20 protein-coding genes and 6 pseudogenes are annotated in these 20,496 nt (G+C 57.3%); 13 read left to right on the top strand and 13 right to left on the bottom strand.

What is annotated here, in order from left to right; translation table 11 throughout:
• The first annotated feature begins 19 nt into the window (after window positions 1–19).
• The gene (locus ROLI_RS10225) at window positions 20–892 is read left to right on the top strand and encodes a lysophospholipid acyltransferase family protein (protein WP_187432130.1); all 873 of its coding nucleotides are present in this window, start codon (window positions 20–22) and stop codon (window positions 890–892) included.
• 15 nt (window positions 893–907) lie between these two features.
• Here ROLI_RS10225 and arsJ read toward each other — a convergent pair.
• A pseudogene (gene arsJ, locus ROLI_RS10230) lies at window positions 908–2,168 on the bottom strand (organoarsenical effux MFS transporter ArsJ).
• Between the two features lie 11 nt (window positions 2,169–2,179).
• Window positions 2,180–2,353, bottom strand: a pseudogene (locus ROLI_RS10235) (glyceraldehyde-3-phosphate dehydrogenase); the annotation flags it as partial.
• Between the two features lie 65 nt (window positions 2,354–2,418).
• On the opposite strand from ROLI_RS10235, the gene ROLI_RS23955 reads away from it, so the two are divergent.
• Window positions 2,419–2,700 carry a 1-acyl-sn-glycerol-3-phosphate acyltransferase gene (locus ROLI_RS23955; RefSeq protein ID WP_405049013.1) on the top strand — a complete coding sequence of 94 codons (282 nt, stop codon included), beginning with the start codon at window positions 2,419–2,421 and terminating at the stop codon, window positions 2,698–2,700.
• A gap of 151 nt (window positions 2,701–2,851) precedes the next feature.
• A complete protein-coding gene (locus ROLI_RS23960; protein ID WP_405049014.1) occupies window positions 2,852–3,058 on the top strand; it encodes a hypothetical protein in 207 nt (68 codons plus the stop codon).
• 15 nt (window positions 3,059–3,073) lie between these two features.
• Here the strand turns inward: ROLI_RS23960 and phnF are convergent, their stop codons facing one another.
• Complete coding sequence (gene phnF / locus ROLI_RS10245; RefSeq protein ID WP_187432129.1) at window positions 3,074–3,787, bottom strand: phosphonate metabolism transcriptional regulator PhnF; 714 nt, start codon at window positions 3,785–3,787, stop codon at window positions 3,074–3,076.
• An 81-nt stretch (window positions 3,788–3,868) separates the two neighbouring features.
• Between phnF and phnG the strand changes: the two genes are divergently transcribed.
• From phnG to phnN, 7 genes are read left to right on the top strand one after another with little or no spacing between them, the layout of a single operon-like run.
• The gene (phnG, locus tag ROLI_RS10250) at window positions 3,869–4,324 is read left to right on the top strand and encodes a phosphonate C-P lyase system protein PhnG (RefSeq protein ID WP_187432128.1); all 456 of its coding nucleotides are present in this window, start codon (window positions 3,869–3,871) and stop codon (window positions 4,322–4,324) included.
• A complete protein-coding gene (phnH, locus tag ROLI_RS10255; RefSeq protein ID WP_187432127.1) occupies window positions 4,324–4,923 on the top strand; it encodes a phosphonate C-P lyase system protein PhnH in 600 nt (199 codons plus the stop codon). Before phnG ends, phnH begins: the two co-directional genes overlap by 1 nt.
• A gap of 1 nt (window position 4,924) precedes the next feature.
• Window positions 4,925–6,013: a carbon-phosphorus lyase complex subunit PhnI gene (locus ROLI_RS10260; RefSeq protein ID WP_187432126.1), complete on the top strand. Its 1,089-nt coding sequence runs from the start codon at window positions 4,925–4,927 to the stop codon at window positions 6,011–6,013.
• Window positions 6,010–6,861 (top strand): alpha-D-ribose 1-methylphosphonate 5-phosphate C-P-lyase PhnJ, encoded by an 852-nt coding sequence (locus ROLI_RS10265; RefSeq protein ID WP_187432125.1) that lies wholly within the window; start codon window positions 6,010–6,012, stop codon window positions 6,859–6,861. The genes ROLI_RS10260 and ROLI_RS10265 overlap by 4 nt, the downstream gene beginning before the upstream one ends.
• Entirely contained in the window at window positions 6,858–7,628 is a 771-nt protein-coding gene (gene phnK / locus ROLI_RS10270; RefSeq protein WP_187432124.1) for a phosphonate C-P lyase system protein PhnK, read from the top strand. Before ROLI_RS10265 ends, phnK begins: the two co-directional genes overlap by 4 nt.
• 3 nt (window positions 7,629–7,631) lie before the next feature.
• Window positions 7,632–8,315 carry a phosphonate C-P lyase system protein PhnL gene (gene phnL / locus ROLI_RS10275; RefSeq protein ID WP_187432123.1) on the top strand — a complete coding sequence of 228 codons (684 nt, stop codon included), beginning with the start codon at window positions 7,632–7,634 and terminating at the stop codon, window positions 8,313–8,315.
• Entirely contained in the window at window positions 8,312–8,872 is a 561-nt protein-coding gene (gene phnN, locus ROLI_RS10280; RefSeq protein WP_187432122.1) for a phosphonate metabolism protein/1,5-bisphosphokinase (PRPP-forming) PhnN, read from the top strand. Before phnL ends, phnN begins: the two co-directional genes overlap by 4 nt.
• On the opposite strand, the gene ROLI_RS10285 is transcribed toward phnN, so the two are convergent.
• Window positions 8,854–9,525, bottom strand: coding sequence for a DUF1045 domain-containing protein (locus ROLI_RS10285; protein WP_187432121.1), 672 nt, complete (start codon window positions 9,523–9,525; stop codon window positions 8,854–8,856). The genes phnN and ROLI_RS10285 overlap by 19 nt on opposite strands.
• Between ROLI_RS10285 and ROLI_RS10290 the strand changes: the two genes are divergently transcribed.
• Together ROLI_RS10290 and ROLI_RS10295 are read left to right on the top strand one after the other, a co-directional pair.
• Window positions 9,524–10,717 carry an alpha-D-ribose 1-methylphosphonate 5-triphosphate diphosphatase gene (locus ROLI_RS10290; RefSeq protein WP_187432120.1) on the top strand — a complete coding sequence of 398 codons (1,194 nt, stop codon included), beginning with the start codon at window positions 9,524–9,526 and terminating at the stop codon, window positions 10,715–10,717. The genes ROLI_RS10285 and ROLI_RS10290 overlap by 2 nt on opposite strands.
• 149 nt (window positions 10,718–10,866) lie before the next feature.
• Window positions 10,867–11,842, top strand: a pseudogene (locus tag ROLI_RS10295) (IS3 family transposase); the annotation flags it as partial.
• A 62-nt stretch (window positions 11,843–11,904) separates the two neighbouring features.
• Here ROLI_RS10295 and ROLI_RS10300 read toward each other — a convergent pair.
• Window positions 11,905–12,446: pseudogene (locus tag ROLI_RS10300) on the bottom strand (IS1595 family transposase); the annotation flags it as partial.
• Window positions 12,447–12,509: 63 nt separating this feature from the next.
• On the opposite strand from ROLI_RS10300, the pseudogene ROLI_RS10305 reads away from it, so the two are divergent.
• Window positions 12,510–13,616 (top strand): annotated as a pseudogene (locus tag ROLI_RS10305) (IS3 family transposase); the annotation flags it as partial.
• A 95-nt stretch (window positions 13,617–13,711) separates the two neighbouring features.
• Here the strand turns inward: ROLI_RS10305 and ROLI_RS10310 are convergent.
• The 8 genes and pseudogenes from ROLI_RS10310 to sufB all read right to left on the bottom strand — a co-directional run.
• Window positions 13,712–13,897: pseudogene (locus tag ROLI_RS10310) on the bottom strand (transposase); the annotation flags it as partial.
• 117 nt (window positions 13,898–14,014) lie between these two features.
• Window positions 14,015–15,235, bottom strand: a complete 1,221-nt coding sequence (locus ROLI_RS10315; RefSeq protein WP_187430655.1) for a cysteine desulfurase — start codon at window positions 15,233–15,235, stop codon at window positions 14,015–14,017.
• Window positions 15,228–15,821 (bottom strand): YIP1 family protein, encoded by a 594-nt coding sequence (locus tag ROLI_RS10320; protein ID WP_187430654.1) that lies wholly within the window; start codon window positions 15,819–15,821, stop codon window positions 15,228–15,230. Before ROLI_RS10320 ends, ROLI_RS10315 begins: the two co-directional genes overlap by 8 nt.
• Window positions 15,818–16,303, bottom strand: coding sequence for a YIP1 family protein (locus ROLI_RS10325; protein ID WP_187430653.1), 486 nt, complete (start codon window positions 16,301–16,303; stop codon window positions 15,818–15,820). Before ROLI_RS10325 ends, ROLI_RS10320 begins: the two co-directional genes overlap by 4 nt.
• A complete protein-coding gene (gene sufD / locus ROLI_RS10330) occupies window positions 16,303–17,583 on the bottom strand; it encodes a Fe-S cluster assembly protein SufD (RefSeq protein ID WP_187430652.1) in 1,281 nt (426 codons plus the stop codon). The genes ROLI_RS10325 and sufD overlap by 1 nt, the downstream gene beginning before the upstream one ends.
• Complete coding sequence (gene sufC, locus ROLI_RS10335; RefSeq protein WP_187430651.1) at window positions 17,583–18,338, bottom strand: Fe-S cluster assembly ATPase SufC; 756 nt, start codon at window positions 18,336–18,338, stop codon at window positions 17,583–17,585. The genes sufD and sufC overlap by 1 nt, the downstream gene beginning before the upstream one ends.
• A gap of 63 nt (window positions 18,339–18,401) precedes the next feature.
• Window positions 18,402–18,716, bottom strand: a complete 315-nt coding sequence (locus ROLI_RS10340; RefSeq protein ID WP_187430650.1) for a heavy metal-binding domain-containing protein — start codon at window positions 18,714–18,716, stop codon at window positions 18,402–18,404.
• Between the two features lie 241 nt (window positions 18,717–18,957).
• Entirely contained in the window at window positions 18,958–20,493 is a 1,536-nt protein-coding gene (gene sufB, locus ROLI_RS10345) for a Fe-S cluster assembly protein SufB (RefSeq protein WP_187430663.1), read from the bottom strand.
• Between the last annotated feature and the right edge of the window lie 3 nt (window positions 20,494–20,496).

Here is a 20,496-nt window from a genome sequence, read left to right on the forward strand (position 1 = left end):
ATCATAAGGGTCAAAGCAGATGGATAGACGCGACCGTTCTCAGGTTTCCTATGCCAAGTCCGCACAATCACGCTCGGGCCAAGCAGTGATCAAGCTGATCGAGAATGCAACCGGGCGGCTTCATCTGATCCAGCGGGCGCGAGACTATGATGCCGAAATTGCGCAGGGCCGCAGTTTCTGGGAAGTCATGGTCAGCCGCTATGGGTTAAGCCTTGATGTGGTTTCGGGAGCTATCGCGGACATTCCTGCGGAGGGTCCATTGGTTGTCGTAGCAAATCATCCTTTTGGTATCCTTGACGGGTTAATCATGGGATACCTCCTGTCCACGCGGCGTGGTGATTTCCGCATTCTGGCAAATAGTGTGTTTCAGGATGCGCCGGATCTTAACCGGATTGTTCTGCCCATCAGTTTTAACAACACTAAAGACGCGTTAAAGCTGAACTTGGAGACCCGCGCGAAGGCTCTGGAATTTCTAAAGGCAGGCGGCGCGATAGGCGTCTTTCCCGGTGGGACCGTATCGACCGCAGCAAAACCTTTCCAGCAGCCATTTGATCCCGGCTGGCGACGGTTCACGGCGCGCATGATTACCAAATCAAATGCGACCGTGGTTCCGGTCTTCTTTGACGGTCAGAACTCGCGATTGTTTCAGTTGGCCAGCCATATCCATTATAATCTGCGCGTGGCGCTCTTGCTGAAAGAGTTTCGGCGCAAGACTGACAAACCAGTGGAGATCGCAATCGGCGCGCCGATCTCGCCTGCAACGATTGCCACATTCTCTGATGACGCACAGGGGATGATGGACTTTCTCAGAAACGAGACATACGGGCTTTCACCCCGAAGTATTGCCCATTCGATCTATGGCTTCGAGTTTGAAGAACGGTATAAGGCCTGAAGGGCCGCGACCCCGTCATTTCAAACCATTCTCCGGCTTCAAGAAACCCACCGTGATCGCCGACGCTGCAACCATCCCTGCGGCAGTGCCCAGCATCAGCGCAAGACCACCTGCCTGATAAGTCAGGCCCGACAGCAAGGTTCCAGCCAACCGCCCGCCCGCATTGGCCATGTAGTAAAAGCCCACATCCATCGTGACCCGCTCTGCCTTTGTAAAGGTCAGGATCAGGTAGGAATGTAAGGATGAGTTCACTGCGAAGACCGCCCCGAAGATCAGCAAGCCGATGACAAGCGTGAGGGTGAACCACAGTTGCTGCTCTGTGGCGGTGACAGCCGCGATTTCAGCATCACCGGAACTGCGGCGAGGCCCCAGCCATGTGCGGGCAGCGCCAATCAGATCCGCCTCGGACCGCCCCTTCGCCCGCAAGATGCGCGGCGCGTTAGCCTGAACGAGGCCATAGAGAATGACCCAAACGGCCACGAACGTCCCGATCATGAAGAATGCGGCGCGGTTGCCCTCGGTTGTGCCATCCGACAGAACGGCGTAGAAATAGATCAGAATGCCGACAAAAAACCAGAGGTCCCGCGTCCCGAACAAGAACACCCGTGTCGTACTAAGCCAGTTCACGTTAGAAGATTTTGAAAATACCTCCGAAAATTTCGTGTCCTTGCGTCCCTTGGGCAGCCCCCGGCGGCATGGCAATCAAAACGGCCAGCAGAACCAGCAAAATTGCGGTAAGGATCGCGGCCATGCCCAAAACCGCCCAGACAAATCCAAGCGTTGCCCCCAAAACCGCGCCTAGCAGAAACCCTGCGCCTTTCACCATGTTCTTGGACCCTGTCAGAATTGCCACCCAGCGAAAAAGCGCTCCGTCCTGAGATGGTGCCAGCAATTTGACGGCGGATTTCGACGACATCTTGGCAAGGTCCTTGGCCACGCCGCTTGAACCCTGCACAAGCATGACAAAGGCAACCGATGCGCCAATCGCCCAGCCCGGATCAAGCTGCGCCAAGGCCAGCAGCGCCAGCACTTGCAACGCTAGTCCTGCATAGAGCGTCGACGTCAGGCCAAACCTTGCGGCAATCCAGCCTGTGCACAAATTGGTGATGACGCCCGCGATTTCATAAAGGACAAAAAGATAAGCCAGCTGTATCGGAGAGAAGCCCAGCGTATGAAAGTGCAACAGCACCAGCATGTGCAATGCACCGTCGGACAGCATGAACGCCCAGTAGGCCGCCGTTACCGCGATAAAGGCCGACAGGCCTTCGGGCCGCATAACGCTTTCGGTTACAGACTGTCCTCGACCATGCAGGCCACATCCACCAGCCGGTGCGCATAGCCCATCTCGTTGTCATACCATGCGTAGACCTTCACCTGCGTGCCGTTGATCACCATGGTTGAGAGCGCATCAATGATGCTTGATCTTTTGTCATTGGTGTAATCAGTGGAAACAACCGGGCGTTACCTGCAGTGGCCTTGACCTTATCCCCGCTACCGGTATCCCCGCTACCGGTCCGGTACTGATTGTGGCTAATCATCCGACAGGCATCGCAGACGGGATCATCCTGCACTGGCTGCTTGCAGCAAAGCGACCCGATACATGTTTTTTCACCAATAGCGACATTTTGCGCATCCTTCCCCAGATGGAGGATATGATCGCAGCCGTTGAATGGCGCGTTAACCGCCGCAGCCATGCCAAGACGCGCGCGACGATGGCCCACACTAAACAGGCGGTTGAGGCGGGTTGGCTTGGCGTGATCTTCCCTTCGGCGCGGCCCGCCAAGCGGCGGGGCCTCCAGCTTCACTAACGACGCTGGATGTCATCTCCGGTGACAATTGCGCGCAAACTCGGTGTACCCATTATAGCGATATAGCGATATAGCGATACGGATAACGGCTCGCAATTCGGCGCTGTTTTTTCTGTTCGACGCCATCCACCACAGTCTGCGCGACATAACGTTGTTCCACGAGACGCTGAACAAACATCGGCAAAGGTTCCAAGTGAATGTGGGGGCGCCGATTGCGGCAAAAGATCTGCCCATCAAGCATGAGGAGGCAATCACGATGCTTTACCATGTCGCGCTGGCGCTGGCGGGCACCGGGCGCGAACAAGACAAAGCTGTACCGCTTCTGCCGAAATGGCGTACAAAACCTGCAAGAGCATGACGAGCGGTAAGTGGATCAAAGCGTCAGTGTGACGCGATCTCCCGCAAACCACGTGCGACCGTATTCTACAGGTTGCCCGTTCGCGCATTGATTAACACTGGAAGACCTTAGCAGTGGGTCGCCCTCTGTAACATGCAAAAGCAACGCTTGGGTTGCCGTGGCGCGGACAGCTGTTATGCGGGTAGAGGTACGCGTATAGTCGTCGATGCCCACAACACTCAAAGCTTGTGTGACGCTACTCGTGTCCTTTAATGCAGCGGTGATCCCCACAAGGCGCGGCAGTGGAAACAGGCTTTTAAATACGGCAATCGGCTGGCCATCTGCCAATGAAAGCCCGTGATAGACACAAATCGGATCGCCCGCCTCGATCTGCAACGCCTGAGCCTCGCCAATCGTCGCAGCGCGCTCGTCCAACGCGAGCATGCGCTTTTCGGGTCTGCGGCCTGCGGCGATCAGGTTTTCGTGGAACCGCACCCGATTGCCAATCGGATAGTTGGTCGGCGTGGCCGCGACAAAGGCCCCTGCACCGCGACGGGTGCGCACCAGCCCTTCCTCAACCAATACCGAAATCCCGTGGCGCACCGTGTGGCGGTTCACGCCAAAGCGGTCTGCCAGCGCAGCCTCGGTCGGCAACTTGTCCCCCGGCGCATAACGTCCTTCAGCCAAGTCACTGCGCAATGCATTGGCGATGGCCTTCCAGATCGGGGTTTTGTCGGAACTGTCACGCAAATTTCACAAAACTCTTCTGTCATGAGGACATCAATATGATAAGATATGTATAGTTGTATAGGAAAGAGACAAGTTGTCGAGATGAAAGACACTGTGAGCGAAAATAATCCCCGCAAGGCGTGGATGGGTCTGCTGGCTAAAGCGCCCGAAGGCCGCGTGGCCGCACTGCTGGATGCTGAAATATCGCGCCCTGCTTTTACGTGGCTGCGTGCACCAGAGATTGGCAGCACGATGGTCCGCGCACGCGCTGGTGCCACCGGCGCACCCTTCAATCTGGGTGAGATGACTATAACCCGCTGCGCTTTGACGTTGGAAACCGGCGAAGTCGGGCATAGCTATATTCAAGGGCGTCGCAAAGCAGATGCCGAGGTCGCCGCTCTCGTCGATGCGCTTATGCAGACCGCAATGGCAAGCAGGCTGCGCGAGACGGTCCTTGAGCCTCTGGAAGCAGGGATGGCCACCATGAAAGCCGCCCGCGCGGCCAAGGCAGCCGCGACAAAGGTTGATTTCTTTACCATGACCCGAGGAGAAGACTGATGCAGGCAAACACCCTGTCCGGCGGCTTTGCCAATCCAGCCACCCAGTCAGCCCACGCCTTTCGCAGTGTGATGGAGGCCATGGCGCGCCCGGGCACCATTCAGGATATCGAAGGGGCAGCACCCCCTGCCCCGCTGTCGCCCGCGATGGGCGCCGTTCTGCTGACACTCTGCGATACGGAAACACCGGTTTATCTGGCTGGCGATATGGATTGCGAAGCGGCGCGGGCGTGGCTGGCCTTTCACACAGGTGCCCCTTTTGTTGGCCCCGCACATTGTATGTTTGCGGTTGGCAAGTGGGACGCGCTCGCGCCGCTCGCGCTCTACCCGATCGGCACGTCCGAGTACCCGGACCGCTCGGCCACGCTCATCGTCGAATGTTCCGAACTTGCGGCAGGCGCAAGTTTGACGGGTCCCGGCATCAAGGATCAGGCAACGCTTTCCTTGCCAGAAGTGGAAGCGTTTCAAGCAAACCGGACGCTGTTCCCGCTGGGGCTGGATTTCATTTTCACTTGTGGCGAACGCCTCGCCGCTTTGCCCCGCTCAACCGAAGTCTCGCGCTCAAGTAGCGAAGCGATAGCGCAAGTAGGAGCATCCTGACATGTATGTAGCAGTCAAAGGCGGAGAGAGGGCAATCGAGCATGCCCATGCCTGGCTTGCCGAAGAACGCCGCGGTAACACGGATGTCGCGGAGCTCAGCATTGCGCAAACCCGCGAACAACTAAGTCTTGCCGTCAATCGCGTCATGGCCGAAGGGTCGCTGTATGATCCGGACCTTGCGGCACTTGCAATCAAGCAGGCGCGTGGCGATCTGATCGAAGCGATCTTCCTCATTCGCGCCTATCGCACCACTCTGCCGCGCTTTGGTGCGTCCGAGCCTGTCGATACCGGCATTATGGCCTGCGACAGGCGGATCTCGGCCACGTTCAAGGACTTGCCCGGCGGGCAGGTTCTCGGGCCGACCTTTGACTACACGCACCGTTTGCTTGATTTTAAACTGGCCGCTGATGGCGAGGTGCCTAAGGCTCCATCACGTGACGCCGAGACGGGCACTGTCCCGCATGTCACCGAATTCCTGAACCGCGAAGGGCTGATCGAAGAGGCTCCCCATGACGATACGCCGCCCCCCGACCTGACCCGCGAACCACTGGAAATGCCCGCCGACCGCGCCCTGCGCCTGCAAGCCCTGACCCGCGCGGACGAAGGCTTTACCCTTGGCCTCGCCTACTCCACGCAGCGCGGCTACGGGCGCAACCATGCCTTTGTGGGCGAGCTGCGGATCGGGTCAGTTCCGGTTGAGATGGAAATCCCCGAACTGGGATTTGCCGTTGAGATCGGAGAAGTAATCCTGACCGAATGCGAAACCGTCAACCAATTCACCGGCTCGAAAACCGAGCCGCCGCAGTTCACCCGCGGCTACGGGCTGGTCTTTGGCCAGACCGAGCGCAAGGCGATCTCTATGGCCTTGGTTGATCGCGCGCTACGTTGGGAAGAATTGGGCGAGGATAACGTTGGTGCACCCGCACAGGACGCAGAATTCGTTTTGTATCACGCCGACAACATTCAGGCGACGGGGTTTCTAGAACATATCAAACTGCCCCATTACGTCGATTTTCAGTCTGAATTGGAACTGGTGCGCAAGCTCCGTCGCGAAGCGGGTGCGCAACAGGTGCAGGAGGCAGCGGAATGACCGAGTATAACTTCGCCTACTTAGATGAACAAACCAAGCGCATGATCCGCCGTGCAATCCTTAAGGGTCTCGCCATTCCCGGCTATCAGGTCCCTTTCGCCTCGCGCGAGATGCCAATGCCCTATGGCTGGGGAACAGGCGGCGTGCAGGTTTCGGCTGCGGTGCTGACGCCCAAGGACACGTTCAAGGTGATCGACCAAGGGGCCGATGACACCACAAACGCGGTTTCAATACGGACTTTCTTTCAACGCACAGCAGGGGTTGCGACGACCACTGCGACAAGTGATGCCACTGTGATCCAGACCCGGCACCGCATCCCCGAAGAACCGCTGCACGAGGGTCAGATCCTTGTTTATCAGGTGCCAATCCCGGAACCGCTGCGCTTTCTCGAACCCCGCGAAAGCGAGACCCGAAAGATGCACAGCCTTGAAGAATATGGCCTGATGCATGTGAAACTTTATGAGGATATCAGCCGCCACGGTCATATCGCGACCTCTTATGCCTATCCGGTCAAGGTCGAAGGGCGCTATGTGATGGATCCCTCGCCGATCCCTAAATTCGATAATCCCAAACTGAGTGATATGGCCGCAATCCAGCTTTTTGGCGCGGGGCGCGAACAACGAATTTACGCGCTGCCGCCCTATACCCAAGTGGTCAGCCTCGACTTTGAGGATCACCCTTTCGAGGCGTCCAAGGCCAATCACCCCTGCGGGATGTGCGGTGCGACCGACAGCTACCTGGATGAGTTGATCATTGATGACGCAGGTGGGCGGATGTTTGTCTGCTCTGACACCGATTATTGTGAAGCACGCCAGGCAACGGGCCACAAAGGAAAGGACGCAGCATGACACCTTTGCTATCCGTTCAGGGCATCACCAAGCGATATGGTGCGCATATCGGTTGCGCAGATGTGTCTTTCGACCTGTATCCCGGTGAGGTTATGGGGATCGTTGGCGAAAGCGGATCAGGCAAATCCACCTTGCTCAATTGCATGGCAGGGCATCTGACCCCCGATGCGGGACAGGTTGTGTTCGACACCCGTACCGACGGCCCGCGCGACACAATTACCATGTCAGAGCCGGAGCGGCGGATGCTCGGTCGCACCGATTGGGCCTTTGTCCACCAACACGCCCGTGACGGGCTTCGCATGGGCGTCAGCGCCGGTGGCAATGTGGGCGAGCGGTTGATGGCAGTGGGAGAGCGTCACTACGGCGATATCCGCGACAAGGCCACGGACTGGCTGGGCCGAGTCGAGATTGATGCATCACGTGTGGATGATCGACCCACAACCTTCTCGGGCGGGATGCAGCAACGCTTGCAAATAGCGCGCAACCTCGTGACGGGCCCGCGTCTTGTGTTCATGGATGAACCCACAGGCGGTCTTGATGTGTCGGTGCAAGCGCGACTGCTGGATCTGCTGCGCGGACTCGTGCGCGACATGGGGTTGTCAGCGATCATCGTCACCCATGACCTGGCTGTTGTTCGCCTGCTGGCGGACCGCCTGATGGTCATGAAATCGGGCCGCGTGGTCGAGGCGGGCCTGACAGATCAGGTACTGGACGATCCGCAGCATGCCTATAGCCAGCTTCTTGTCAGTTCAGTTTTACAGGTATGAGCCATGATAGACCTTAGCAACGTTTCCAAAACCTTTACCCTGCACAATCAGGGAAGTGCCGTGATAGAAGTGATCAGCAATGTGTCCTTCGCGGTTGCCCCTGGCGAATGCGTGGCGCTCACTGGGGCCTCTGGTGCGGGTAAATCCACGCTAATGCGGATGATCTATGGCAATTACCTGACGCAGGCAGGTGAAATTCGTATTGGCGGTTTGGACATCGTGAGGTCTGAGCCGCGCGATATCATCAAATTGCGCCGTGATGTGCTGGGCTATGTTAGCCAGTTCCTGCGTGTGGTGCCGCGCGTGCCAACGCTCGATGTGGTTGCAGAGCCTCTGCGGGCTCTAGGCGTCCCGGCAATCGACGCGCAGGACCGCGCATCGGCGCTTCTGACCCAGTTAAACATCCCAGAACGACTGTGGTCATTGTCCCCCACAACCTTCTCGGGTGGTGAGCAACAGCGCGTGAACATTGCCCGTGGCTTTGCCCATACCTACCCTGCGATGTTGCTTGATGAACCCACCGCGAGCCTCGACGCTGCGAACCGCGAGGTGGTGCTCTCCTTGATTGAGGACGCCAAAGCGCGCGGCGCGGCCATCATCGGTATTTTTCATGATGAAGCGGCCCGTACCCGCGTCTGTGATCGTGAAATTGATGTCGGCCACTTTACTCCCGGAATGGCTGCATGACGCTTGCCTCAAAGTCCGGGGGACGCCTCATCGCGGTTGCCGGCCCATCCGGTGTTGGCAAGGACAGCGTGATGGCGGGCCTAAACGGCGCAATACCCGATTTGCATCTGGTGCGCCGCGTCATCACACGGACGCCCGACTTGGGCGGCGAGGATTACGATGCGGTGTCAGTGTCACAATTTGAAGCCTTGGTTGAAGATGGGGCTTTTGCTGTGCATTGGCGCGCGCATGGGCTGTATTACGGCATTCCGATCACCATCAAATACCAACTTGGCAAGGGCACTGATTGCCTTGTCAATTTCTCCCGCAAGGCTCTGGCCCAAGCGGCCGAGATTTTCCCACGCTTCGTCGTTCTCAACATCACCGCGAAACCGGAAACGCTTGCGCACCGTCTGGCCGCGCGGGGACGTGAGACGGAAGAAGAGATCAGCAAACGCCTTGCCCAGGCTGACAAGCCCTTGCCGACTGGGCTTAAGGTGATCCACCTCGCCAACGATGGTCCGCTGTCCCGGACCATCGCCCGGGGGGCGGCACTGCTTCAGCCGGTGAGCGTGTAGCGATGGATCACCTCGAACCGGCCATCTTCCCGCTCACCGCACAAAGCGATCTGGTCAAGGGCAAAGGGCGTGGGCAAATCGGGCAGAAACCGGCGTACATTCTCGGTCCAAGTTGGGATCGCAGCGTCGGGCAAACGCCCCGACAAGGTCAAGTGAAACCTGAACTCTTCCATCACGTAAGGGTACCCCCACTCAATAAGCAATGCGTCCTGACGTGCACTCAGTCCTGCTGCGCGGCGACGCGCCATCTCCTGCTCCTCGACTGGTGCGCGGAAACCGTCGAGATCACGAACGCAAGTCTGCGCAACCCGCTGTACGGCCTCTGCTCCGCCCTGCGACGTCAACGCCAGAAACCGACCCATCGTCGTCAGCTGCAAACAATCGCAGATCGCGGGGGCAAGCGATGCCGCCATCTCCGAGGTGGCCTGCTCCAGTTCTGCAATTGCGCGCGTTTGGATCAAGCGAAACGGCGGCTTCAACGTTCCGTGAAACCCGTATTTACGCGGTGTCATCGTGATGCCACGCAAACCGCTCAAACTTGGCTGACGCGTCTCACAGCCCTGCACAACATCCCAGCCCAGCCAAGATGCTCCGAAATCGGCCAAGGGCCCATTCGGCGGCACATAGTAAATTGCAAATCGAGAGTATGACATGAATTCCCCTTTTCCCACGTCCTCTTTGACAAAGGCTTGTGACAACGATGTGTCAAGCGACCTATGTCTCGCCAATGCGCAGCTTGTGTTGGAAGATCGGGTACTCACTGGTGCGGTGACAATCGAACAAGGCGTCATTTGTGACATTACTGAAGGGGATCATGTCCCGACCGGTGCCCTGGATTGTGCCGGTGATCTCGTTATTCCCGGTCTTGTCGAACTGCATACAGATAATGTCGAACGCCATATCGAACCGCGCCCAGAGGTGGACTGGCCACATTTGCCCGCCCTGATCGCGCACGATGCAGAGCTGGCGTCCACGGGCATCACGACGGTGTTTGACGCCATGCGGGTGGGGTCCATCCATAGCGGCAAGGGACGCTACATCGACTACGCCCGAAAGCTGGCGGATGAACTCCTGGCGGCCCGCGCGCAGGGGTATTTCAAGATCAGTCATTTCCTGCATCTGCGGGCCGAAATCTGTTCAGAGACGTTGCTTGAGGAATTGGCGGCATTCGGAGCATCCGACAGGGTCGGCATCGTCAGCCTGATGGATCACACACCGGGCCAGCGCCAGTTCCGTGACCTGACCGCGCTGAAAACCTATGTCGCTAAGAAGCGCGGGATGAACGACGCGGAATTTGGCGAACATGTTGAGACTCTGTTGGGTCTGCAAAAACGCCTTGGGGCAAAGCACGAGGTGGGTGCCGTGAAAGAAGCCCGCCGCCTGGGTGCAGTTCTGGCCAGCCATGATGATACCACGGCCGATCATGTCGGAACCTCTGCGGGAAACGGCGTGGGTTTTGCAGAGTTTCCCACAACCGTTGAGGCCGCAGCCGCCTGTCGGATCCACGGCATTGCCGTGATGATGGGCGCACCCAACCTGATCCGCGGCGGATCGCACTCCGGCAATGTTGCGGCAGAGGATCTCGCAAAAGCCGATCTTCTCGACATTGTCTCGTCAGACTACGTGCCTTCGGCGCTGCTTTTGTCGGCCTTCCGCCTTGCAGATATCTGGAATGACCTGCCCCGCGCCATTGCTACAGTCACCAGCAACCCCGCAAAGGCCGTGCGGTTGCATGACCGTGGTGCTTTAAAAACAGATTTGCGCGGTGACGTTCTGCGCGTGCGCAAAATCGGCGAAACGCCTCTGCTCCGAGGAGTCTGGAGCCAAGGCAACAAAGTTGGCTAAGGTTTTTGGAGGTTCGGCGGCATAGGTCACAAAGATTTCATGAAACTGTAGCGTAATTGATACGCATCCCCATCATGCATCCACACTGACCTGCGCCCCTTAAACTCCTCCAAATTTGTGTAGAGTCTGCCCACCAGCAGGACGGACAAATGAAGGCACGTTTCACGGACGAACAAATCATAGCAATGATCAAAGAACAGGAAGCTGGTGAGAAGACTGCGGACGTATGTCGGCGGCATGCATTGCCCGGCAGGCGATTGCGAAGCAATCTGCCGGGAGGGGGATCAGCTCAGCAACGTTCTACAAATACAAATCGAAGTATGGCGGCATGGAGCCGTCCGACGCGAAGCGACTGGGTGCGCTTGAGGATGAGAACAGCAAGCTGAAGAAGCTGTTGGCTGAACAAATGTTGGACAACGCCATGTTGCGAGACATCAATTCAAAAAAACGGTGACGCCCGCCCTGAAGCGGCAAGCTGTGGTGCATTTGATGGCGGCCCATCAAGTCAGTCAACGGCGGGCGTGTGATGTTTTACAAGTTGATCGATCCTCGGTGCGATATCTGTCGCGCCGAGGCGATGATGCTGAGCTAAGAGATGCAATCAAACGCGTTTCTCGTGAACGACGTCGGTTTGGGTGCCGCCGCATCCACGTGATGATTGCGCGGGAGGGCTTTGAGGTGAACCACAAGAAAGTGCGGCGCATCTATCGTGAAGAGAGAAGCTTCAGGTGTGTCGCAGGGGTGGCAGGAAGCGCGCGTTGGGAACGAGGAAGCCAATGGCATTGCCCAACGGACCGAACCAGCATTGGTCGTTGGATTTCGTGTCTGACGCGCTGACAGATGGACGTCGGTTTCGCATTTTGGCAGTTGTCGATGGCTTCAGCCGCGAGAACTTGGTGCTGGTGGCCGACACGTCGCTGTCTGGTCAACGGTCGCGCGTGAACTGGATCAGATCATTACTGAACGCGGCATGCCAACGACGATTGTATCGGACAACGGTACCGAGTTCACCAGCATGGCGATCCTCTCAAATGGGTTCAGGATACCGGCATTGACTGGCACTACATCGCGCCCGGAAGGCCCCGGCAGAACGGTTTCATTGAAAGCTTCAACGGCAAGCTGCGCCCCTCTCGTGCATGTAAACATGCACTGCCGGGCAGTGGATACCGGTTCAGTTCTCAGTGACATTCAACAGCCCTGGTATGCGCCATGTCGCGGACGTACTCGCCAGCGGAGTGCCGAACTTCTTGTGTGTGTAGCCTTTGGCCTCAAGGCCGTTGTAGGCGCGGAATTCGTCGCCGCCCTCTGGTGCGTTTTCCTGCGCGAAACCAACCAGTGTGGCCGCATTGGTGCGCTTAACAGGCTTGGCGACAACTTGGCCACTTTCGTCGCGCATACCAACAACAGCGATCTTGCCAACCGCGCCACGACCCGCTTTCAACTTCTTATCGGCGTGCTTGTTCTTCTCTTTTCCGCCCACATAGGTTTCGTCCACCTGAACCTGGCCGTCCATCTTATCAGAGCCGCCACCCATCCAAGTTTCACGTATGCGCTGCGCAAGGAACCATGCGGTTTTCTGAGTGACACCCAATTCGCGAGCCATCTGAGTGCTAGGGATGCCTTTGCGGGCGCTGGTGAGCATGAAGATAGCCAGCAACCACTTTTGCAGGGGCAGACGACTTTCGGCCAGAACCGTGCCTGTGCGAACGCTGAAATGCTTGCGGCAATCTGGACCTGTCGCGGTTTGATGCCGCTCCTTTGATAGCATTTACTGCACCAAAAGAGACGGACTATGGGACTGAAACGAACGGACGAATTCCGCCAAGATGCAATGCGTATCGCATTGACCAGTGGGCTGACGCGCAAGCAGGTGGCTGGCGATCTGGGTGTCGGGATGTCGACGCTGAACAAATGGATCACCGCGCACCGAGATACAGACGTGGTGTCGAAAGAGGATTTGAGCCTCGCTCAAGAGAATGATCGACTTCGACGGGAGAACCGACTCCTGAAGGAGAAGAGGGAGATCTTAAAAAGGGCCACCCAGTTCTTCGCGGGCCTAAAGCAATGAGATTTAGGTTTATCCACTGCCCGGCAGTGCATTGAAAATGCACGAGAGGGGAAGAACACAGGTGCAGCTTCCCAGCCAACCGGTTGTGCAATGTTGTGGGCGTCAGCACAAGCGGGCTACGCGCATTCCGCAACCGTCCTGCCAGCCGAAGACGGCGGTCTGACTTGGTCACGCTTGCGCACATCCATTGCCCGGCAGTGTATTGAAAATACATGAGAGGGAAGGAGCGGTCCCGTCTCAGCCCGGGCAGCTATGGTCGACCGCGCATGACTGAAGAGCTGAAGGAGATCGGTCTGAATGTTGGCCATCGTCGTGTTGGTCGTCTGATGCGTCAGAACGGAATAACCGTGGTCAGGACCCGTAAACACAAGGTCACAACCATTGCCCGGCAGGCGATTGCACAGCAATCTGCTGAGAGGGGGACAGCGACCATAAGTTCAACATAGCGCCGAACCTGCTGGATCGGGACTTCACCGCAGATGCGCCAAATCAGAAGTGGGCTGGTGACATCAGCTACGTTTGGACCCGAGAGGGTTGGTTGTACCTGGCTGTCATCCTCGACCTGCATTCAAGGCGCGTCGTTGGTTGGGCCGTCAGTAATCGCATGAAGCGCGATCTGGCAATTAGGGCGCTGAAGATGGCGATTGCATTCCGGTTACCGCCGAAAGACTGCATTTATTACCCGACAGGCGATTACAAGGTAATCTGCCGAGAGGGCACCACACGGATCGCGGCAGCCAATATTGTTCTCATGATTATCAGAAGGTCCTGCGCCAGCATGGCTTCAAGGTATCGATGAGCGGCAAAGGAAATTGCTATGATAATGCCGCCCCCTCTCGGCAGATTGCTTTGCAATCGCCTGCCGGGCAATGGTACGCTTTTGAACGGAAAGTGGCTTAAACGAGCACCTGGGGCGGCACAAAAGCGCGACAGGTCCAGTCCTTGCAGCGGTAGGCCATTGGTTTGTGGTCTTTACACTCAGTTACGGAAACCGAACCGCAATAACCGCATACCGCCTCACCAGCCCAGCGGCGGTTCTCGAAAAAGAGGCGGGCCGCTTCCTCATTTGAGAATTTCTGGAAGAATTCAAGTGTGCTAGGTGTATCGGTCATGGGCCTAATCTCTCTTTTTGAGATTAAACTAGCCAATTGGCCAATGAAACAGCGTGTACATTATGTGCCCGCGCGCAAATTTCTCCACCACCTCAAGTGGCGCTGCCGACGCCCGCGTCAGGCAAAAAGATCATGCGCAAGTTCAAGCGCATCCACCAGAACATCCACCTCAGCTTCGGTATTATAGAGCCCGAATGACGCCCGGCAGCTCGCAGTGATCCCCATATGCTCCATCAGGGGGCCGACGCAATGCTGCCCTGCCCTAACGGCCACGCCCTTTTTGTCCAGAATGGTGGATATATCATGCGCATGAGCCGCACCGTCCATCGTGAAACTAAAGATCGCGGCCTTATCCGGCGTGGTGCCTTGTACCTGCAACCAATTGAGACCACTCAGTTTTTGTACGGTATAATCGCGCAGCCGATCTTCATGGGCGGCGATGTTATGCATACCCAAGCCCATCATGTAATCGAGCGCCACGCCAAGACCGATGGTCTGCACAATACCCGGCGTGCCCGCCTCGAACATCATCGGCGGATCGTTATAGGTGACGGTCTCCTTGCTCACCTCTTTGATCATGTCGCCACCGCCGATAAAGGGGCGCATTTCCGCCATCCGCTCGGATTTCACATAGATCGCGCCTGAGCCTGAGGGGCCGTAGAGTTTATGCCCGGTGATCGCAAAGAAATCACATCCGATATCGGAAACATCCACGGGTTGATGCACCGCGGATTGGCTGCCATCCACCAGCACCGGCACCCCGCGCGCATGCGCTTCACGGGTAATGGTTTTCACATCAACACGCGTTCCCAGAACATTGGACAGATGGGAAACCGCAACAAGCTTCGTTTTCGGCCCGATGGCGTCAATCACGGCCTGGGGATCCAGATGGCCGGTGCTGTCGACATCGACCCATTTCAACACGACACCCTGGCGCTCTCGCAGGAAATGCCAGGGTACGATATTTGCGTGATGTTCCATGACGCTGAGAATGATCTCATCGCCCGCCTGCATCCGCGGCATGGCCCAGCCATAGGCGACCATGTTGATGCCTTCCGTGGTGCCGGAATTCAGGATGATTTCATCCTCGGAGGCGGCGTTAAGAAATTTGGCGATCACGCCGCGCACGGATTCGTATTTGTCCGTGGCCAGATTGGACAGAAAATGTAGCCCGCGATGCACGTTGGCGTATTCATTGGCATAGGCGTTGGTGATCGCGTCGATGACTACCTGCGGCTTTTGCGCCGAAGCCCCATTGTCCAGATAGACCAGCGGCTTGCCGTTGACCTCACGGCTTAGTATCGGAAAGTCACGACGAATTTGATCGACGTCATACATTTGCGGGCACTCCCAATGCGTTGAGGCCGATCATCGGACCAAAGAGGGCAATCAAGAAAACAATCGCCAAAAGCGTGACAAGACAGACCACAACCGCGCGTGTCAGCGAGTTTAAATGCAAGCCGACACTGATGAAGTTCACGAATATCCAAAGCGTCGCCATCAGGATGAAAAGCACCAGAAAGGCAGCAATAACCGGCGCGACAAGCACCGTGACCAGGATCGCGACCTGTGCGAGCGCGCGCAGGATCTGGAGCCAGACCAGCAGCGCCAAAAGATCATCCAGTTCGCCGGTCGCCCCCATGAGGCGCCCTACCCCGAAAAGCAGGTAGACAGAGATCAGGAACACGCCGCCCATAATGGCAAAGAGACGCAGCGGCTGTTCAACGAGGGACGCATAGGGCGGCGGCACCGGCGTCATGAAATGCGACAGATAAGACACGATGGTGGAGCAGACAATGACGAGGGCGGCCAGCATCCAGAGAGTATTACGCTCGATCTGCCAGCCCAAAATCTGGGCGGCGGCCGTTTTCGGGTCTCGCACAGTCAGCAAGGCCAGCTGGGGCCAGTTTACGACTAAACTCACGCGGGCGTCCTCTCTGCGGCGATCAAACCACCGATCCAGAACCACATAAAAGCGCCAAACCACGCCATCCCAACCAATTGCAACTCCAGTCCCGGACCGATGAAGCCGGCCACAAGACCGTTGAGCAGCATCAGTGGAGATGCCGCAAGCAAGGCCCAAAAGAGCGCCAGACGCGCCCCATAATGGCTCCCTTTTCCGCGAAAGAGTTTCGCCATCAGATGCGATATTGCCGCCAGCGTGTAGAGCATCAAGGGCGCGATAAAAACCCAGGCCATCAAGGAAGCCCCCATCAACATATCCAATTCTGACCCCTCAATATGCGCCTGGCGGGCCAAGCGCGGCATCTGTGCGATGAACACGATGAGGCAAGCCGCCATCAGATAGGCCAAAGCGCGATCTTCGCGCGGTCCCAGCGACAACAACCCGCGCATGACTTTGCTCGGGTTGCGATAGGTTGCCGTTATGTTTCGCGTGACCGCCATCAGCCGCGATGCCGTTCCAGCCAGGCCGCCAAACGGCCGGTGATTTCTTCACGCAGGTCCTCGTTTTCGATCTCCTCAACCGCTTCGGCGAGAAAGGCCAGCGTCAGCAGATCCGTCGCCGCCGCCGTCGGCACACCGCGCGAGCGCAGGTAAAACAACGCATCCTCATCAATTGCCCCGGAGGTCGAGCCATGCGAGCACACCACGTCATCGGCATAGATCTCAAGCTCCGGCTTTGCCAGAAATTGGCTGTCTTCATCCAACAGCAAGGATTGGCTGATCTGATAACCGTCGGTTTTCTGCGCGTCTTTCTTGACCAGAATCTTACCCTGGAAAACGCCCGTCGCGCCGTTGCGCAGCACCTTCTTGAACACCTGACGGCTTTCACAACCGACCGCGTCATGCGTAATGAAAACCGTGTCGTCATGGTGGAAATCACCGTCTCCGACACAGGCACCCGCGACATGCGCCACTGCGTCATCGCCCGTCAGTTCGATAATGCACTCGTTGCGCGTCAACACGCCATTCGCGGTCAGCGTGAAGGATTTGAACGTGCTTTCAGTTCCCAGACGTGTGAAGATATGGGTCGCCGCGCGTCGCTCATGATCACGCCCTTGCGCGCGCACATGATGGAACGTGGCACCATCGGCAATATCCACTTCCATCGCCTTGTTGAAACGTGCGGCAGCCGGCCCGTTTTCCAGAACCGTCACCTCGGCGCCCGATTCCACGCGGATAACATGGTGCAGGATCGCATCGCTTGTTTCATCCCGGTGATGGTAGGTCAGGTTGATCGGTTTGGAGGGCGTTCCGGTCACGCGGATCAGCACCCCATCCGTCGCAAAGGCGGTGTTCAGAGCTGCCAGGGGGCGCTGAACCGGGTCCTGCCCATTCTTCTCCAGGACGCCATATATATCGCGTGCCCAATGCAGGTCCGCCGTGGCCTCGACCAACCGCTCGACGCTAACGCCTTCAAGGCTCAAATCATCCGACGCCTCAGCGTCAAAGACACCATCGACAAATACGATCTGCAAACGGTCGATTTCGCCGAAAATCGGGGACTCCTGACTATCAAACAGCGCGGCATGCACCGCACCGGCTTGCACCAAGGTCTCGGGTCTTGTGTACTTCCAATACTCATCGCGCCGCTCGGGCAGACCCATGGCTTGCACACGGCCTAAGGCGTCTTTGCGCGCGGCCTCGGACCAACCGCCCGTTGGCATGGTAAGGCCGGCAATCCGCGCTTCAGTCGGTGTCATCTTAAGTGCTGCCTCTGCCATTATGCCACCTCGGCTAGGATATCGGCATAGCCGTTGTTCTCGACTTCCAGTGCCAGTTCCGGACCACCGGTTTTGATGATGCGACCATCGGACATAATGTGCACGACGTCCGGTTTGATGTGATCCAGCAGGCGTTGGTAATGCGTGATCACGAGGAACCCGCGCCCCTCAGAACGCAGAGCGTTCACACCTTCGGCCACCAGCTTCATGGCATCCACGTCGAGCCCGGAATCGGTTTCATCCAGGATGCACATTTTCGGCTCCAGCATCGCCATTTGCAGGATTTCATTGCGTTTTTTCTCACCACCGGAAAAGCCGACATTGACCGGGCGTTTCAGCATATCGGCGTCGATTTTCAATTCCTTGGCCCGCGCGCGCACGACTTTGAGGAATTCAGCGGCCGACATTTCCTCCTGTCCGCGCGCTTTGCGTTGCGCGTTCACGGCGGTGCGCAGGAAGGTCATATTGCCCACACCGGGGATTTCCACGGGGTATTGAAACGCCAGAAACAGGCCCGCTGCGGCGCGCTCTTCGGGCTCCATATCGAGCACATCTGCGCCCTCCAGATGCGCGGAGCCGTCGGTGACCTCATAGCCGTCCTTGCCCGAAAGCACATAGGAGAGCGTTGATTTGCCCGAGCCGTTGGGCCCCATGATCGCGTGGACCTTGCCCGCCTCGATTTCCAGATCGACGCCTTTGAGGATCTGCTTGTCCTCTTCTTCGAGTTTCACGTGCAGGTTCTTGATGCTCAGCATGTTTTCTTCCCTTTATGTCTATCCGCCAGAGCGGTTTATTTTCAGCGTCTTGCGACGTGTTCTTTATGTAATTGTGACGGCGGTGCCGGAGACAGAAACCATCAGCATGGAATCCCCGATTACCTCGTAATCCAGATCAATTCCGACCACAGCGTTGGCCCCGAGGGCGGCGGCGCGTTCCTCAATCTCCTGCATGGCCTCATCGCGGGCATCCTTGAGTTTGCTCTCATAAGCGCCCGAGCGCCCACCGATCACATCCGTCACGGAGGCAAAGAAATCCCGCACGATATTCGCGCCCATGATCGCCTCGCCCACAACGATGCCTTTATAGGCGGTGATCGTGCGGTTTTGAATCGTGTTGGTGGTGGTTAGGATCATCGAACCGTCTCTTTATAAACTTTCATGTCACCAAACGATCCAGTCGGATCAACACCGCATTCATAGTCCCCACGGGTAAGATTTGGATCGCCATTTTCGGCTGCTGCCCGTTGCACAATCACCCTGCACTGCTCCACTGACCCCACGTCGAGAAACTCTTCATGAACGGTTAGGTCGTTTTTGTCTGGATAATAAAATGCATCGACCTGTGTGCATAAAATTCCCAAGACCGCACAAAGCATTACCCCACAGACCCTTCGAGCGAAATCGCCACCAACTGCTGCGCTTCCATGGCGAACTCCATCGGCAGCGCCTGCAGCACGTCTTTGCAGAAGCCGTTCACCACCAGCGCGACGGCCTCTTCTTCGTCCATCCCGCGCGAGCGGCAATAGAAAAGCTGATCGTCATCCACTTTGGAGGTCGTCGCCTCATGCTCCACCCGCGAGGAATTGTTGCGCACTTCAATATAGGGCACCGTATGCGCACCACAATCGCCGCCGATCAGCAGGCTATCGCATTGCGTATAGTTGCGCGATTCCTTGGCCTTGGGGTGCATCGAGACCAACCCGCGATAGGTGTTCTGCGCTTTGCCGGCGGAAATCCCCTTGGAGACGATGCGCGATTTGGTGCGCTTGCCCAGGTGGATCATCTTGGTGCCGGTATCGGCCTGCTGCATGTTGTTGGTGATGGCGATGGAGTAAAACTCGCCCTGGCTGTCATCCCCGCGCAAAATGCAGGAGGGGTATTTCCACGTTACCGCGGAGCCGGTTTCCACCTGTGTCCACATCACCTTGGCGCGATCGCCCCGACAATCCGCGCGTTTGGTCACGAAATTATAAATCCCGCCCTTGCCGTTTTCATCACCGGGATACCAGTTTTGCACGGTGGAATATTTCACCTCCGCGTCTTCCTCGATGATGATCTCGACCACGGCCGCGTGCAGTTGCGCGATGTCGCGTTGCGGGGCGGTGCAGCCCTCAAGGTAGGACACATATGAGCCCTTATCCGCGATGATCAGCGTGCGTTCGAATTGGCCGGTGTTTTCGGCGTTGATACGGAAATAGGTCGAGAGTTCCATCGGGCAGCGCACGCCCGGCGGCACGTAGACGAAGGAACCATCGGAAAACACCGCGGAATTCAGCGTCGCATAATAGTTGTCGCTTACAGGCACAACGGACCCGAGGTATTTCTTAACCAGTTCTGGGTGATCCTTGATCGCCTCGGAAATCGAGCAGAAGATCACACCGGCCTTCATCAATTCATCGCGAAAGGTCGTACCCAGCGAGACGGAATCAAACACCGCATCCACCGCTACCTTGCGCGGCTCATCGCCAAGTTCCTCGGCCCCCTCGACACCGGCCAGGATCATCTGTTCCTTCAGCGGAATACCGAGTTTCTTGTATGTTTCCAGAAGCTTGGGGTCGACCTCATCCAGGGATTTCGGCTTGACTTCCATCGATTTGGGACGGGCGTAGTAATATTGGTCCTGAAAATCAATCTCAGGATAATCGACCATCGCCCATGTCGGTTCCGTCTTTTGCAGCCAACGATCATAGGCGGCCAGGCGCCATTCCAGCATCCATTCCGGCTCTTCGTTTTTCTCCGAAATCAGGCGCACGATGTCGGGCGACAACCCTTTGGGGGCGTATTCCATTTCGATGTCGGTCGACCAGCCGTGTTTATATTTGCCGCCAACCTCGCGCACCGCATCCACAGTGTCCTGATCGACGCCTTCTTTCACTTGAACATCGTCCAGTGGTTGATCCAGTGCAGTCATCAT

The sequence above is a fragment of the Roseobacter fucihabitans genome (genome assembly GCF_014337925.2).
In the GTDB taxonomy this organism is placed as follows: domain Bacteria; phylum Pseudomonadota; class Alphaproteobacteria; order Rhodobacterales; family Rhodobacteraceae; genus Roseobacter; species Roseobacter fucihabitans.

What these genes read in the sequence shown, in the direction of transcription:
- ROLI_RS10265 (WP_187432125.1), top strand. Translation starts at nt 6,010, where the DNA reads ATGACCGAGTATAACTTCGCCTACTTAGATGAACAAACCAAGCGCATG.
- phnK (WP_187432124.1), top strand. Translation starts at nt 6,858, where the DNA reads ATGACACCTTTGCTATCCGTTCAGGGCATCACCAAGCGATATGGTGCG.
- sufB (WP_187430663.1), bottom strand. Translation starts at nt 20,493, where the DNA reads ATGACTGCACTGGATCAACCACTGGACGATGTTCAAGTGAAAGAAGGC.
- ROLI_RS10285 (WP_187432121.1), bottom strand. Translation starts at nt 9,525, where the DNA reads ATGTCATACTCTCGATTTGCAATTTACTATGTGCCGCCGAATGGGCCC.
- ROLI_RS10340 (WP_187430650.1), bottom strand. Translation starts at nt 18,716, where the DNA reads ATGATCCTAACCACCACCAACACGATTCAAAACCGCACGATCACCGCC.
- phnG (WP_187432128.1), top strand. Translation starts at nt 3,869, where the DNA reads ATGAAAGACACTGTGAGCGAAAATAATCCCCGCAAGGCGTGGATGGGT.
- ROLI_RS10325 (WP_187430653.1), bottom strand. Translation starts at nt 16,303, where the DNA reads ATGGCGGTCACGCGAAACATAACGGCAACCTATCGCAACCCGAGCAAA.
- phnN (WP_187432122.1), top strand. Translation starts at nt 8,312, where the DNA reads ATGACGCTTGCCTCAAAGTCCGGGGGACGCCTCATCGCGGTTGCCGGC.
- phnH (WP_187432127.1), top strand. Translation starts at nt 4,324, where the DNA reads ATGCAGGCAAACACCCTGTCCGGCGGCTTTGCCAATCCAGCCACCCAG.
- ROLI_RS10290 (WP_187432120.1), top strand. Translation starts at nt 9,524, where the DNA reads ATGAATTCCCCTTTTCCCACGTCCTCTTTGACAAAGGCTTGTGACAAC.
- sufC (WP_187430651.1), bottom strand. Translation starts at nt 18,338, where the DNA reads ATGCTGAGCATCAAGAACCTGCACGTGAAACTCGAAGAAGAGGACAAG.
- phnL (WP_187432123.1), top strand. Translation starts at nt 7,632, where the DNA reads ATGATAGACCTTAGCAACGTTTCCAAAACCTTTACCCTGCACAATCAG.
- sufD (WP_187430652.1), bottom strand. Translation starts at nt 17,583, where the DNA reads ATGGCAGAGGCAGCACTTAAGATGACACCGACTGAAGCGCGGATTGCC.
- ROLI_RS10315 (WP_187430655.1), bottom strand. Translation starts at nt 15,235, where the DNA reads ATGTATGACGTCGATCAAATTCGTCGTGACTTTCCGATACTAAGCCGT.
- ROLI_RS10260 (WP_187432126.1), top strand. Translation starts at nt 4,925, where the DNA reads ATGTATGTAGCAGTCAAAGGCGGAGAGAGGGCAATCGAGCATGCCCAT.
- ROLI_RS10225 (WP_187432130.1), top strand. Translation starts at nt 20, where the DNA reads ATGGATAGACGCGACCGTTCTCAGGTTTCCTATGCCAAGTCCGCACAA.